This window comes from Alicyclobacillus fodiniaquatilis, assembly GCF_042678105.1.
GTDB classification, from domain to species: domain Bacteria; phylum Bacillota; class Bacilli; order Alicyclobacillales; family Alicyclobacillaceae; genus Alicyclobacillus; species Alicyclobacillus fodiniaquatilis.
Window position 1 is genome coordinate 38,496 of the sequence record NZ_JBHUCX010000035.1, and the last position, 13,400, is coordinate 51,895.

General features: G+C 48.7%; 18 protein-coding genes. 12 read left to right on the top strand and 6 right to left on the bottom strand.

Features of this window, described 5'->3' with window-relative positions; genetic code table 11:
- The first annotated feature begins 130 nt into the window (after positions 1-130).
- The 6 genes from ACFSB2_RS13425 (at position 131) to ACFSB2_RS13450 (ending at position 3,952) form a co-directional block, all read left to right on the top strand.
- Positions 131-886, top strand: coding sequence for a DUF5694 domain-containing protein (locus tag ACFSB2_RS13425; RefSeq protein ID WP_377943581.1), 756 nt, complete (start codon positions 131-133; stop codon positions 884-886).
- Positions 887-1,394: 508 nt separating this feature from the next.
- Complete coding sequence (locus ACFSB2_RS13430; protein ID WP_377943582.1) at positions 1,395-1,646, top strand: alpha/beta fold hydrolase; 252 nt, start codon at positions 1,395-1,397, stop codon at positions 1,644-1,646.
- Positions 1,647-1,672: 26 nt separating this feature from the next.
- Positions 1,673-2,254 carry an alpha/beta hydrolase gene (locus ACFSB2_RS13435; RefSeq protein WP_377943583.1) on the top strand — a complete coding sequence of 194 codons (582 nt, stop codon included), beginning with the start codon at positions 1,673-1,675 and terminating at the stop codon, positions 2,252-2,254.
- A 251-nt stretch (positions 2,255-2,505) separates the two neighbouring features.
- Entirely contained in the window at positions 2,506-3,084 is a 579-nt protein-coding gene (locus tag ACFSB2_RS13440) for a GNAT family N-acetyltransferase (RefSeq protein ID WP_377943584.1), read from the top strand.
- 102 nt (positions 3,085-3,186) lie between these two features.
- Positions 3,187-3,645 (top strand): NUDIX hydrolase, encoded by a 459-nt coding sequence (locus tag ACFSB2_RS13445; protein WP_377943833.1) that lies wholly within the window; start codon positions 3,187-3,189, stop codon positions 3,643-3,645.
- Between the two features lie 55 nt (positions 3,646-3,700).
- On the top strand, positions 3,701-3,952 hold the full coding sequence (locus ACFSB2_RS13450) for a type 1 glutamine amidotransferase (protein ID WP_377943585.1): 252 nt from the start codon (positions 3,701-3,703) through the stop codon (positions 3,950-3,952).
- 173 nt (positions 3,953-4,125) lie between these two features.
- Here ACFSB2_RS13450 and ACFSB2_RS13455 read toward each other — a convergent pair whose 3' ends face one another.
- The gene (locus ACFSB2_RS13455) at positions 4,126-4,317 is read right to left on the bottom strand and encodes an H-type small acid-soluble spore protein (RefSeq protein WP_377943586.1); all 192 of its coding nucleotides are present in this window, start codon (positions 4,315-4,317) and stop codon (positions 4,126-4,128) included.
- A gap of 138 nt (positions 4,318-4,455) precedes the next feature.
- On the opposite strand from ACFSB2_RS13455, the gene ACFSB2_RS13460 reads away from it, so the two are divergent.
- Positions 4,456-5,049 carry a YdeI/OmpD-associated family protein gene (locus ACFSB2_RS13460; protein ID WP_377943587.1) on the top strand — a complete coding sequence of 198 codons (594 nt, stop codon included), beginning with the start codon at positions 4,456-4,458 and terminating at the stop codon, positions 5,047-5,049.
- Positions 5,050-5,451: 402 nt separating this feature from the next.
- Here the strand turns inward: ACFSB2_RS13460 and ACFSB2_RS13465 are convergent, their stop codons facing one another.
- The gene (locus tag ACFSB2_RS13465; protein WP_377943588.1) at positions 5,452-5,691 is read right to left on the bottom strand and encodes a LysR substrate-binding domain-containing protein; all 240 of its coding nucleotides are present in this window, start codon (positions 5,689-5,691) and stop codon (positions 5,452-5,454) included.
- Between ACFSB2_RS13465 and ACFSB2_RS13470 the strand changes: the two genes are divergently transcribed.
- Positions 5,660-6,175 carry an O-methyltransferase gene (locus tag ACFSB2_RS13470; protein WP_377943834.1) on the top strand — a complete coding sequence of 172 codons (516 nt, stop codon included), beginning with the start codon at positions 5,660-5,662 and terminating at the stop codon, positions 6,173-6,175. The genes ACFSB2_RS13465 and ACFSB2_RS13470 overlap by 32 nt on opposite strands.
- A gap of 57 nt (positions 6,176-6,232) precedes the next feature.
- Here the strand turns inward: ACFSB2_RS13470 and ACFSB2_RS13475 are convergent, their stop codons facing one another.
- On the bottom strand, positions 6,233-7,240 hold the full coding sequence (locus ACFSB2_RS13475) for a phosphotransferase family protein (protein WP_377943589.1): 1,008 nt from the start codon (positions 7,238-7,240) through the stop codon (positions 6,233-6,235).
- Between the two features lie 267 nt (positions 7,241-7,507).
- On the opposite strand from ACFSB2_RS13475, the gene ACFSB2_RS13480 reads away from it, so the two are divergent.
- The 3 genes from ACFSB2_RS13480 (at position 7,508) to ACFSB2_RS13490 (ending at position 10,127) form a co-directional block, all read left to right on the top strand.
- The gene (locus tag ACFSB2_RS13480; RefSeq protein ID WP_377943590.1) at positions 7,508-7,810 is read left to right on the top strand and encodes a hypothetical protein; all 303 of its coding nucleotides are present in this window, start codon (positions 7,508-7,510) and stop codon (positions 7,808-7,810) included.
- A gap of 290 nt (positions 7,811-8,100) precedes the next feature.
- Complete coding sequence (locus tag ACFSB2_RS13485; RefSeq protein ID WP_377943591.1) at positions 8,101-9,060, top strand: zinc-dependent alcohol dehydrogenase; 960 nt, start codon at positions 8,101-8,103, stop codon at positions 9,058-9,060.
- Positions 9,061-9,140: 80 nt separating this feature from the next.
- The gene (locus ACFSB2_RS13490) at positions 9,141-10,127 is read left to right on the top strand and encodes an alcohol dehydrogenase catalytic domain-containing protein (RefSeq protein WP_377943592.1); all 987 of its coding nucleotides are present in this window, start codon (positions 9,141-9,143) and stop codon (positions 10,125-10,127) included.
- Between the two features lie 68 nt (positions 10,128-10,195).
- On the opposite strand, the gene ACFSB2_RS13495 is transcribed toward ACFSB2_RS13490, so the two are convergent.
- Both ACFSB2_RS13495 and ACFSB2_RS13500 read right to left on the bottom strand, forming a co-directional pair.
- On the bottom strand, positions 10,196-10,522 hold the full coding sequence (locus ACFSB2_RS13495) for an ArsR/SmtB family transcription factor (RefSeq protein ID WP_377943593.1): 327 nt from the start codon (positions 10,520-10,522) through the stop codon (positions 10,196-10,198).
- Complete coding sequence (locus tag ACFSB2_RS13500) at positions 10,515-10,928, bottom strand: SRPBCC family protein (protein ID WP_377943594.1); 414 nt, start codon at positions 10,926-10,928, stop codon at positions 10,515-10,517. Before ACFSB2_RS13500 ends, ACFSB2_RS13495 begins: the two co-directional genes overlap by 8 nt.
- Before the next feature lie 232 nt (positions 10,929-11,160).
- Between ACFSB2_RS13500 and ACFSB2_RS13505 the strand changes: the two genes are divergently transcribed.
- On the top strand, positions 11,161-12,795 hold the full coding sequence (locus tag ACFSB2_RS13505) for a putative polysaccharide biosynthesis protein (protein WP_377943595.1): 1,635 nt from the start codon (positions 11,161-11,163) through the stop codon (positions 12,793-12,795).
- 123 nt (positions 12,796-12,918) lie between these two features.
- Here the strand turns inward: ACFSB2_RS13505 and ACFSB2_RS13510 are convergent, their stop codons facing one another.
- Positions 12,919-13,344, bottom strand: coding sequence for a hypothetical protein (locus ACFSB2_RS13510; RefSeq protein ID WP_377943596.1), 426 nt, complete (start codon positions 13,342-13,344; stop codon positions 12,919-12,921).
- Between the last annotated feature and the right edge of the window lie 56 nt (positions 13,345-13,400).

Genomic DNA, 13,400 nt, shown 5'->3' on the forward strand with positions numbered 1-13,400 from the left:
CTTCCAGTAACGCGTGCGCCTAGTGCAAAGCCAGTTCATCCGCGTGATAAATATGATATGATAGCCGTAAATTTCAAAACATTTACACAAGTGTTGATCAAATCTAATTCTTACGAGGAGGCACCGTACAATGTCGGATGCTAAACCTTCAGTAATGGTTCTTGGAAGTGTTCATTTAAATAATCCTGGTCTAGATATGCACAATACGGAGTTTGATGATATGCGCACGGAAAAGCGTCAGGCGCAAATTCAGGAACTCGTGTCTCGACTGCAGAGATTTCAACCAACGCATGTCGCGCTTGAAGCGCCAAGTAAGATACAATGTCAACTCAGCACGGAATACCAGCAGTATCTCGATGGAAAAATGGAGCTTAGTCCCTCCGAGGGCCATCAAATTGGCTTTCGCATCGCAAAAGAACTGGGACACGAATCCGTATATGCAGTGGATTGGATGGAGCACATCGGAAACCGCGCATTGGGTGAAGTTTATGAGTGGGCACGGTCGCACCAGCCCGGCCTGTTGGAAGATGAACCATTCTCTGAAGAGGACGTGACCCAACAAACCATCTTGGACATCTTTCGCAATGTGAATCAACCAGCAGCCGCGCTGGAAAATCATCGATGGTACATACAGAAGATCGCCCGCGTGGGAATGGGCGAGGAGCACATTGGAATCGATTGGCTGCGCTGGTGGTACCAACGGAATCTAATCGTATACGACAAGGTAACACGGCTCATGCAGTCTCCATCTGACAGGGTGTTGGTGATATACGGCGCTGGTCATCTACATCTGCTCACTCAATTTTTCAAAGAGAGCGGACTTTGCCAGGTTGTGAATTCGCTTGACTATCTGTCTGATGGAATCACTGTATCGCAACGCTCATGAAAACCCTTTCTATTCGACAAGGAAAGCTACTCCAAAGTCCTATCACCCCGTGGATCTTCCTAGTGGGCAGATATGGATTCAATTTCGCAATCCAATCAGCGGACATTCTTATATAGTCGCCATTCTCCGTAATCACATGAAGGTCGACCTTCTTTCCCAGAAGAATCCGATGACAGTGACAAGCGGACTTAGAAACTTTATTGAACAAAAGAAATCCAGCGCAAAGACTTCGTAAAGCCGATATACGAAGAAGGTCAATATCATAAAAGGCAATGAGGTTTACTGCGAACGATGTGCTGACATCATTACAAATCGCCCTGAACTCATCATCTGTCTGAAGGGATTTAATGTCGTTGCGTATCATTCTGACTGCTGTGCCAATGCACTGCTAGCGGGCAAGAAAGTGCAATAGTTTGACTACCGTAAAATTTTGTATAACAGTGATATTATATCTGAATGGTAGTGATGTGTTATGAACTTAGTATCCGTTCGCGGTAAGAGATTGTATGTGGAGATTCACGGCCATGCCGATGCTCCACCACTTTTATACTTACATGGTGGACCTGGAGAAAGTTGTTATGAATTCATGTTGCATCAAACGCATCGACTTTCCAAAAAGTTACGTTTAATCGCTATAGATCAACGTGGGGTGTGGCGTTCTGATGCTGTAGAAGAAGATGAACCCCTGAGTTTGCAAGATTTGGTTGAGGACTGTGAGGCGTTACGAAAACAGTTGGCCTTCCTCGGTGGGCTATTTTAGGGCATTCATTTGGTGGATTTCTTGGAGTGTTGTACGCCGCAACTTATCCAGACAGTGTTGCATGTGCCATTTTTGAAGGTCCATCATTCGACCTTGAAAAGTCCTTCAAAAACATGTTAAAGAAAGCCGCTACATTATACGAATCCATCGGGAATACTGAACTAGGAAATGATTGTCTAAGAGTAGTTGCACAACAACAAGACACAGATTTACTATTGGACGAATTTTTTCGATTGTCTCAGGGATTAGGCGAACTGAGGATGAAGATATATACACCAGGCGACGGGAACAACTACTCAGAACAGCGATATACAGAAAGTGAACTCGAGGAATTTGGACGTCGCAGTTACATACATCTGTCAAAGCTGCGTGCGGAAGGTCGTATATATGAATCCATGATTCCGAGGTTTAAGAATTTATCTATGCCAGCTCTTTTAGTCAAAGGCGAGCACGACCCCGTAATATGTGAGGAACAAACTTTGGCGTTTATAAGGTACGTACCGAATAGGGATTTAATCGTGTATAAGAACACGGGGCATCTACCGCATTACGAGCAAGCCGACCAATTTGCTGAGGATGTAATCAAGTTTGTACAAGAGTGGTCCTAAACAAAGTGTTTGATGTTATAGGGTACTCCGCAATTACCCTTGTGGTATTAATGTGGGGAATCTTTAATCGAGCTCTTGCATAACCATACGTACTCCGTACTGGCGCCTTCTTCAGCTCTCGGGCAGAAATACTCAGCAGTGCAAAGAACGTAATGACTCATAGGGGGTATCTATTTGCGAATAGACCGCCATGCGTGATGCGTCCCGCACCAGCAGAATCATGAAAATGCCAGTCAATCGGAGCATCGCGGATGGCGCGTCACCAGGGTATCGACTTTATTTTCAGGATAGAAGGAAAAGCAGTGTCTTTGCGGTCGATCGAGGATAATGACTTATTTCCCTTGTGGGAACTGATATACGGGAAAGAAAATCCAGAATGGAAAAAATGGGATGCTCCGTACTATCCTCATGAACCAATCGGCTTTGAGACATTCAGTGAACAAATCCATAAAAGACTGTCCAGTACAGATGTTCAGTCAATGCTTCTAATTGAGAAGGATGCAGAAATGATCGGTATAGTGACTTATTACTGGGAGCACAAACCGTCGTTATGGTTGGAGATTGGAATCATTATCTACCATCCCGAATTCTGGAGCGGTGGATATGGCACAGAGGCTCTGAACCTATGGATTGATTATCTCTTAGAGTCTATGCCATTGGTTCGTGTTGGACTCACCACATGGTCAGGAAATGCCCGAATGATTCGGGTTGCCGAGAAATTAGGGATGCAAATGGAAGCACGGATACGAAAAGTCCGCTTATATAACGGTGAATTTTATGATTCTATCCGTATGGGCATTTTGCGTGAAGAATGGGCACAGCGTTCTTAAACGATTGGTGGCGTCAGTTCAAGAAGGCTACGTAATAAAGATATCGGACGGTCATAGATTCGGTTACATTTGAAATAGTGTTGCACGAAGGAGAGATCAGCCATAGTTCCAAAACATATTATTGCCGTGTCTGCCTTGGTTCGGGATTCAAAAGGAGACATTTTGTTAGTCAAAACTCATAATCGCTCTGATACATGGGAGCTTCCTGGAGGGCAAGTCGAAGAAGGGGAACCTTTGGATGAGGCTGTTCGTAGGGAAATTTTCGAAGAAACAGGAATAACCATTAGACCGATTGGCATTACGGGTATCTACTATAACGTATCCATGACAATTCTCTCTGTGGTGTTCGTCGGAGCCTATGTAAGCGGTACGATAAAAATCCAGCCAGACGAGATAATGGAATCGAAGTTTGTGACATTGAGCGCGGGAAATATCGGAGAATATATCACTCGCCCCCATATAAGATCGAGAACACTTGATGCTATCAAGAATAAGAGTAACGTCCCATATGAAGCATGGGAAGTTAACCCGTATAACCTCATTAGCAGATTAGAATCGTGAGACGTGCAACAAGGCTACATAATATCTTCTTAAATGATAAGGTTAGCGTCGTGGAGTGAAACGCTATGCGCTGTCGGGTTGGAGCAATGAAACAGCGTCATTGATTGGCGCACAGTTGATTGCTGACGCGTTGGGAAGCAAGGTCGCGGCAAACTCGTCGAAGGAGATTGGCTGGTGGCCTGTTAACTGGACGGATGAGGCCCAGGAAACAGAGCTATTCCGTGGTTTTCCCGACAGGTCGAGCGTTTTTCATTGGCACGGAGATACGTTTGAACTCCCACAGGGTGCGACGCGCATTGCGCAGTAGCCCAGGTTGTCTGGACCAAGGTTTCCTATACGGCGATAGGGTAATTGGTTTACAATTTCACCTGGAGAGTCCTGTTGGAGCGCATGGAGAAGCTGGCGGATCGCTAGTCAGTTCAAAGGACAACACGATGTTATATATTTCTTTGTAATCAACCGGGCTGCACTCAGCGGTTTTCACCACTCGGAACAACACCGTTCCTCTTTGAGTTCCCGAACAAGTGCATTTGTTATTGAACCGTTTTCGTAGCGCACTTCAGCATACGGAGCCGACTCAAAGATTTGGTCAATATGTACGGGTGTCCCGTTATAGGTTACCGTGATATAGTCTGGTGAATTTACAATCTCCTTAGCGCGTTCGATGTCCATATCTGTCACTCCTCATGACCGATTTACAGCGAATATCCGTTATATCTTGGCCAACACGAGGACAGGATATGTACTATGCCAAGCCAGGTCTGCTTAACTGGCAGCTGATCGAAAAGAAATGAAGAGAGGTGTTCCCTGATGACAAACGGCGAAATGAATCCCAAGGTCGATGAATTTATAAGAAAATCCAAAAAATGGAGAAAAGAATATGAACAGTTGAGAAATATCGTTCTTGACTGTGGACTGACCGAAGAATTCAAGTGGATGCATCCTTGTTACACACTTGAGAAAAAAAACATCGTTATCATACATGGATTTAAAGAATATTGTGCGCTCCTGTTTCACAAAGGCGCCTTGTTACAGGATACGCATGGGATTCTCATTCAACAAACGGAAAATGTACAAGCGGCGCGCCAGATTCGCTTCACGAATGTGCAAGAAATCGTTGAAATGGAAGCCATCTTGAAATCTTATATTTATGAAGCCATCGAAGTTGAAAAGTCCGGTTTGGAAGTGAATTTCAAGAAGGCGACAGAATTCATCATTCCTGCGGAATTTCAGAATAAATTTGATGAAATCCCTGCCTTAAAAACGGCTTTTGAAGCATTGACGCCGGGGCGGCAAAGAGCATACCTTCTTTATTTCTCCCAAGCCAAGCAAGCCAAAACTCGAGTGTCAAGAATTGAAAAATACATGCAGCAAATTCTCGATGGAAAGGGATTAAATGATTAGTTTCCATGTCATCAAGCATTAAACGAATTCTTGATGAACTAACTTTGCAAGTCCGGCAAGAACACATTCAAGCTACCGGATCTATTGTTATTTATATCAAGGTGATGAGCGATGGCGCGCGCTCCGCTAAGTTTCTGATATTCGCCAACTAAGTCCTTCATTTTTTTGTGCCGGATTTTCCAATTGGTCAGAATCGCGATACGTTGCTTCTGATTGCAACTTCATGATGTTCATCCTGTTAACGCGCATTGTTCAGCTGTGAGATCGCCTAAAAACCATGACTCAAGTTCATGACAAACAATCCGAACAAGGGTATCAAGTGCCTTAAAAGCGCTCAATTTATAGGTATGGATATTTCCTTAAGCAAAAATACCAAATGCATTATGGCTGATGTCGAATACATCACACATGGCCGTCTGCCTGGCGATCCGCTTCCTTCATCACCTCAATAAAGTTGTACGCTGCCGTAGATAAACGCTCATGTTTGCGCACAAAAATTGCGATGGTATTTTGTAGCTGAACGTCTTCGACAAACACTCTGGCCAACTCCCCGCGTCGGACAGCATCCCGTACGACCAAGGAAGAGACAAAGTTTGCCCCGTAACCAGACATCACCGCACGAACCGTGCTGGAAATCGGCACACTCGGCGGCTACAGCACCATTTGGCTGGCGCGCGCATTGCCCGCCGATGGACGTTTGATCACGCTGGAATACGAAGCCAAACACGCCGACGTCGCACGCGAAAATATCCAGCGCGCAGGGCTGTCCACCGAAGTGGATATCCGCGTGGGCGCTGCATTGGACACACTGCCGGTACTGGCAGAGGAAGACCAAGGGCCATTTGATCTGATTTTCATCGACGCAGACAAACCAAACAATCCTCACTATTTTGAATGGGCGCTAAAACTCGCTCGGCCAGGCACTTTGATTGTCGCTGATAACGTCATCCGGGATGGCGCTGTGATCGACGCAAAAAGCGCTGATCCCAGCGTGCAAGGCGTACGTCAATTTCTTGAATTGCTCGATCACGACACACGCGTCACTGCCACGGCGATTCAAACCGTGGGCAGCAAGGGATATGACGGCTTTGTACTAGCGCTTGTCACAGACACCGATACACGCTAATGCGTGTTCATTGAAATTGCAGAAGCATGCTGGTGGCAATCAGCGACATGTGGGTGGCTATGGCAGTTGGCGGAGGATATCCGGAAGTTCCCTCACGATGTACGCGATGGTTTCTTTGGGATACTGCTCTGGTTCATGGGCGGCATTCGCCAGGAATTCGACAACCGTCCATATCTTCGCCAAATGAATTTGAAAAGCAAGTTCCCCTTCTGTTGGAAGCACGTCATCTTGATATACATCCTGCCATAATCGCCGGTAGTTCGTCGCCAGTTCAGTTTCCTGAGAGAGATCTTGACGCATGGTGGGCATCGTGATCGCCAAATCAATCGCTGGATGACCAAGACAAAATCGTTCCCAATCCAACAGCACCAGTGAACCATCATCCCGGACCCGCCAGTTTGTCGGGTTTGGGTCCCCAGATAAACAGCAGTGCGGCGCAAAGAGAATTTGCGCTTGGTCTTTTGCATTCGCCAACATATGATGTAGCTTGTCCTGCTGCTCAGCGCCGTTAAACCAAGTGTGCGCACGCTGTGTCATCTCATCATCCCATTTTGGCCGATACCAAATATCCTCAGCCTCAGATAAGCGAGTTCCCCAACTGCAGGAATGAAGGTTGCGCAATGTATTGAGTTGGTGAACATTGTTTACCCACTCGTCTCGCGGAAAGGCATGTGGTATTTCCTCCAGCGCTATCCAGTTCAAATTGAGCGCATCCTGACCGGACCAATAAACATCCGGAATGTCGACACCGTTGGCGAGGAGATGACTCGCGTGTCGCTCGTAAAAAACACGCTCCCGCGGACTGGACGATGACTTGACAATGGCTGCTTCGCCCCCAAATTCGAGTCTAAACGCACCTGTTCCAGCGACGCCGCGCAAGAACTTCACGTCAGTCAATGGGCCGAATCTAGCTTCCAAATTACGAATCAGAACATCAGGAAAATCAAATCTTCCATACATGCGCACCCTTCCTTTTTCCAGCACCACTTCAGTGCGTTGCTCAAAAGTGATCTCACTCCGCATCTGCTGTTCCCGAGCGTGCGTCACATGCGTTGGCGAATTCACCGTCCATCCATACCAATGACATTCGCCGATACCATCCAGGGCCACTTGAAGTACGGTATAGGGTCACGTCTAAATTTACGAAGGAGATGACCGCAATGTATGGTGTGTTCGGTGGTTACACGCGTTGGGCTGTTGTGTTTCTAATTATCTTCGTTTTGTTCTTCTTGCTTGTCCCAGCATATGGCGCTACACAAACCTGTTGCACCACGACGCCCGTGTATTAAGCATGATATCAAGCAATTATCCAGGCAAGGGAGGGAAAAGTAAATGGTCCACCCTTTGTACCCAGTTGCATGCCGAATGGTGGGTAAATCGGTCGTTGCCCATCATGTGAACGGAAGGAAATACCCAGGTGTTTTGCAATCAGTGACAACGTCCGGGATTTACTTGCGTCCCTATACAGCAATGGTCGGGTTCAACGACAACGGAGAACATTCAGTGGAACTTTCGCTGCAAACTGACATTCAAGATGCCGAAGCGAGCTTGGTGTATTCACCTGCCGCCTATTTTGGCTTCGGGGCATTGACTGGGCTTACGCTCGGTGGGTTGGCTGGGGGATTCTTTTGGTAACCGGACGTATGAACAGTTGCCCCAGCCCCACATGACCCGACGGCCAACACAATGCATGAGCATGTACTTGGCCTGTGATTGTGCTGATTCCATGATGACATCAGGTACAGTCACGGGCCGATGGTCTTTGTTCGGTATCATCGCTATCGTTTTATCAAACTCCATACATAGCACCCCCATACGATCTCTCATACACATAGCTGAATGTAAATACGATGTCCATTGGCGTATGAAAATAGATTATAATATTCAAATGATTATGACTCACCATCCGTGGGAGGCCTTTGACATTGAAAGCGCTGCAAATTGTCGAATCCGGGAAGTATCAAGTCATTGATATGGAGATCCCGGCCATCGGCCAGAATGAAATTCTGGTCAAAGTGGAGACTGTCGCGACTTGTCCTCGTTGGGATATCAATATGTTCACTGGACACGATATGTTTCAATTGGAAAAAACGCCGGAATATCCGTTGGCGCCTGGCTTTCCAGGGCATGAAGCCGCTGGCTCTATTGTGGCTGTCGGCGCCGAGGTGCGTCATTTCAAAATTGGGGAGCGTGTCGTTGCTTTGGAACACGTGGCGGGAGATGGCGCGTACGCCGAATACGTTCGCTTTCTGCCGACCGATTTGATGAAACTGCCGGATGCCATCACATTTGAGCAAGCCTCATCGTTCGAATTGTTGAAATGCGTCATCATCGGCATGCAACAGTTTGCGGATTTGCGCGGCAAGTCCATGTTGATTGCCGGGCTCGGACCAGCCGGACTGTTGGCCATGCAAGTGGCGACGCGCTGGGGCGCTTCCCGTGTCGTTGGCGTGGATGTCAGTGAAAAACGCTTGGACTATGCGCGACATATCGGCATCGGCGAAGTGATGGATGCGCGTGAATTGGGAGCGCAGACCTTCGATCTCGGCTACGACTGCGTCGGTTTTGCGGCTTCCGTGCAAAACGTGCTGGATCACACCAATGAACATGTGGTCGTGTTTGGCGTCATGCACGGGGAAGTCGTGTATCGCGAACAGTGGTGGGGCAAAGGAAAGCGCCTTGAAACTTACAATTATCGACCGTTCACACAGCGGGACTGCCAATTGATTGTCGACCTGGTGGCAAACAAAGGGTTAAACACAGAATGCCTGTACACACACCGGATTCCATTTACCCGCTATCACGAAGTCGTCGAAACGTTGACTGGGCAGGACGCACTCAAGGTGCTTTTCTATCCCGGACGCGATTTTGGCCAAGCGGAATAATCCAGGGTTGGCCGCCGCATGTCTGCGCAGGTGTGCAGGCGACCTTGACGAGGACGATCACGTTGAAAGGAGCGCTCGCTTTGAAAGGGACAGCGGTCGTGTTTGAGGATCGAGGCAAAGTGCAGGTGCGGGAAGTGGAGATACCTGAACCTACTGCAAGTGATGTCGTGATCGACATTGAATGCTCTTGGATCAGCATCGGAACAGAGTCGTCCTTCCTGCGGGGCGAACGCATCAGCGGAGAGCAAATGTATCAACCGGGGGACCCCTGGCCGTTTCCGCAGGTGGCAGGCTATCAAAAGGTTGGCGTGGTTCGATCCGTCGGCGCCGACGTTCGCGGGCTATCTATCGGTGACAGGGTCTTCGCCAGCGTCAGCGGCGTAGCGAATATGTTCTTTGATCATGGAGGTCACGTATCTCCAGCCGTGACGCCAGCCCATCAAGTGTGGAAATTGCCAGACAACGCGCGAGCAGAAGATTACGCAGGTATGGTCTTGACGCAGGTCGGTTACAACTGTGGTGCACGGCCTTGGATTCGTCCGCGAGATACAGCGGTGGTGATTGGAGACGGACTGGTAGGCCAATGGGCCGCTCAAACCCTGCGCCACAGAAGTGCAGATGTCGTGGTGCTTGGGCGGCACGATGCGCGTCTGGCCCATTTGCCAAGTGGCATTGCTCGTGTAAATACGCGCCGCGTATCGCTCGACGAAGCGTTGTCAACGTGTGAAGGTGTTCATGTGGTCGTGGACACGGTCGGCGACATGAACACGTTTGGTCAGTTGCGGCGATTCATGGTGCGAGACAGCCATCTCGTGTCTGCCGGCTTCCTTGGCGACCGAGGCACAGTCGATATCCAGTCTCTGCGTGAGCAGGAGATCACCCTGCACACGCCGTCAGGCTGGACAAAAAAGCGGATGGATGAGACGCGCTCTGCCATCGAAGCAGGATGGCTGCTCACATCCCCTTTGGTCACGCATCGGTTTCCTGTCAACCAGGCAAAAGCGGCTTGGGATCTGATCCAAACAGCGAAAGCATCGGTGCTTGGCGTCTTGCTCGACTGGGGATGACTGAACGGCCAACGACGTTCCGATTATAAACACAAGCATTCATGCAAATCGTCCATCTGCTTCTCTCGTCACACATCGTCGCCTTCTACATACTTCTGTAGCGCCAACAGTTTGTCATCCCAGTACCGCTCGTAGAAGGAAAGCCACTGTTTTAGCACAATCAATGGTTCTGGCTGGAGCTTGTACCGCGTTTCGCGGCCAATTTTATGGCTCGTCACTAGGCCCGCATCCGCCAGAACCTGCAGATGTTTGTTCACAGCCGTACGTGTAATCGGAAAACACCCGACAATGGCGGCAATCGACATTTCTTCATCCGCAAGCATCTTGAGCATGCGACGCCGAGTATGGTCTGCAATCGCTTGAAACACATCGTGCTTTGGAGCGGGATCAGTCATTGCCCTCAACATATGCGCGCAGCGACTTGAGTTCACCCCAGCCCTTCTCCATCACACCGCGAATCACCGTATGCGGCTGGCCAAACTCGGTGACCGTATCCGCATCCCAGCCTGAATGAATCAAGGTAAACTCCGTTTTGTCGCCCAACGTCCGCAATTCAAACGCGAGATGCCAATCCTTGCCCCAGTCAAAACCAAGCCGATTGGGCGGATCCAGTTCTGTAACCTTACAAGGGGAATCCCCATAGTTTCCGGTATAAAGGAGAAATTCGTGGCCCAACACGGGCTCAAAATTGTTCGGCATCCACCAAGCAGCAATTCCTTCTGCCGTTGCTACGGCGGCCCACACTTTCTCGATTGGCGCATTGAAAACCACTGTTTTACGAATTTCAGGTAATGATCCCACTTGAAACCTCCTAACAGAATATATAACACCAAAAGGTGTTATATCGAAATCTATCATGAAGTTGTTGCTAATGCAACATGCTTACGAGGCAAGTTACACATCAGAAAGCCTTGTTTCCATCAAACATGTGATGAGATGCTGACAAACCACGCCAAGTGATCATTCATCAATACAAAACTGTAGTATGATGGATCGCGGTAAACACCGAAGGTCAATATGACAAGGATGGGTTATGAGTAAAACAGGGTTAGTCCGCAGCACTTCAATCATGGTCGTCTGTATTGGCATCACCAAATTTTTGGGCATCATTTCGCTCGTGCCACTGAATCAATTACTCGGCAACACCGGTCAAGGTTTCTATTCCACCGCTTACAACCTCTATACGATTTTATTGGTTTTGGCGACTAGTGGATTTCCCGTTGCGCTGAGCAAACTCATATCAGAACGCGCCGCCGTAAAACAATACGGAGAAATCGAGGAACTATACCGCTTCACCATGCGACTGGTTGTCTCCTTTGCCGTGTTTGGGGCGCTGCTCGTGTGGTTTGGCGCACCCTATTACGCTGCTCTGGTGGCCATACACGCCAATCGGCACGAAATCAGCCAAATGACGCTGTCCATCCGCGCGCTTGCCCCAGCAATCTTATTCGTGCCGCTGGAAAGCGTCCTGCGCGGTTATTTACAAGGCTTCCAACAGGTGAAAGGGCCCGCCATTTCACAGGCCATCGAACAGTTATTTCGCGTCCTGGTCGCAGTGGGCGGCGCTTTCTTGATGATAAAAATCGGCAGAGGCGTGGCTGAAGGCGCTGCCGCCGCCACTTTTGGGGCGTTTATCGGCGCATTCGCAGGCGTGCTCGTTTTATGGGCCGCCATTGTCCCTGTGCGCCGCCAGCATATCCTACCGTCTGAACGGCAGAGCCACCTTGGCAATCGCCACATGTGGCAGATGCTCTACACCGTCGCACTGCCCGTTTGCCTGGGTTCATTAGTGGTTCCCATTTCCAGCAACATCGATTCGATCACGGTCGTGAACTTGCTCACACACTTCGCTGGGCAGACCTTTCGCCAGGCTGAAGCTGGCTTTGGCGTGTTGTCGCGACAGGCGCAAAACCTCGTCCAGTTGCCGCTTGCATTTGCCATGGCCGTGGGGTTCTCCGTGATGCCAGCCATATCGTCGGCAAAAGCGCTGCGCGACACATCAGCCATTCAGGCAAACATCATTGCGCCGATACGCATGATGTTCTTTGTGACTTTTCCAGCAGCGGCCACCTTTTTTGCGCTCGCTCGTCCGATTGAGTATATTCTCTCAAACGATTACACCGGCGCTGCCATCATTGCGACCATTTCGTTTATGTGCATCTTTTCCAGCCTGGAATTGATGTCGACCTACATCTTGCAAGGACTTGGTCAATTCTACAAGCCGGTTCAGAATATGTTCTACGGAATTGCCCTCAAGGCCATCCTCAATATCGTGCTGATTGTGCTGCTCAAAAACGTGATCGGCGCTGCCATCGCAACCATCATCGGATACATGCTGTCCTCTACGCTCAATATTCGCGCGGTTCGCAAATACAGTGGCGTGAAGTTCTCGATTTTCCGATTGGCCATGCCATTTTTCCTCGCAACGCTTCCATTGTTGATCGAACTATGCATCGTCAATTACGTGCTTGGCGATGTGGGCATGCGCATTTTCCACACATCGACATGGATATGGAATGTGCTGCAACTGATGGTCTCGTGTCTGACAGGCGGCATCCTCTACTTGTTTGTCGCGCTGCGCATGCGGGTCTTGCGCCCAAACCAGTTGCGGGCGCTGCCGTTCATCGGTCAGCGTCTGTCGCGATTTTCGGAGAGAAGATGGGGGTAGTAGATTGGTCAAGGGGTACAGACAATAAGTCTACCATTACAAGGGACTTAGGCGACGATATTATGAAACCCTCGGAGCAACGTCGCCATGTCCTAGAGTCATCTGTCTCGGTAACCCAAACTCCTATTTTTCATCTACGAACGAATGACCACATTGATTACAGAACCATTTTTGTTTCCACTCTTCGTATAGTACCGGCCACCGCTTGGTGTTATAGTTCATTCGCCGAAGGATAGTCAATGCTGGTACTATGGCGCAAGCAAGAAAAAAAAATCCTCCAGTAAGGAGTTTGTCATTTAACATGCCAAACCCAATAAAACACCAAACTATCAAAAAGAAGATGCTACGTCTATAACCTAGTTGCCTGGGTGGATCAGTCAAAGCACCCATTTTTGTTGTGTTGACGCCTCTTGTACGTCCAACACCTAGACCAACCCCACTAGAGCCTATCCCCACACCAACACCTGTTGAATGAGTCATGGATGTACCATATGCATTGATAACTTCGTAACGTTGGCAATGTTCACTGCCACATTCAGGACATTTCATCACCCTTACCTCCAATGCAGTAGAATAAGTACCTACTTCTATCAACATACATATAC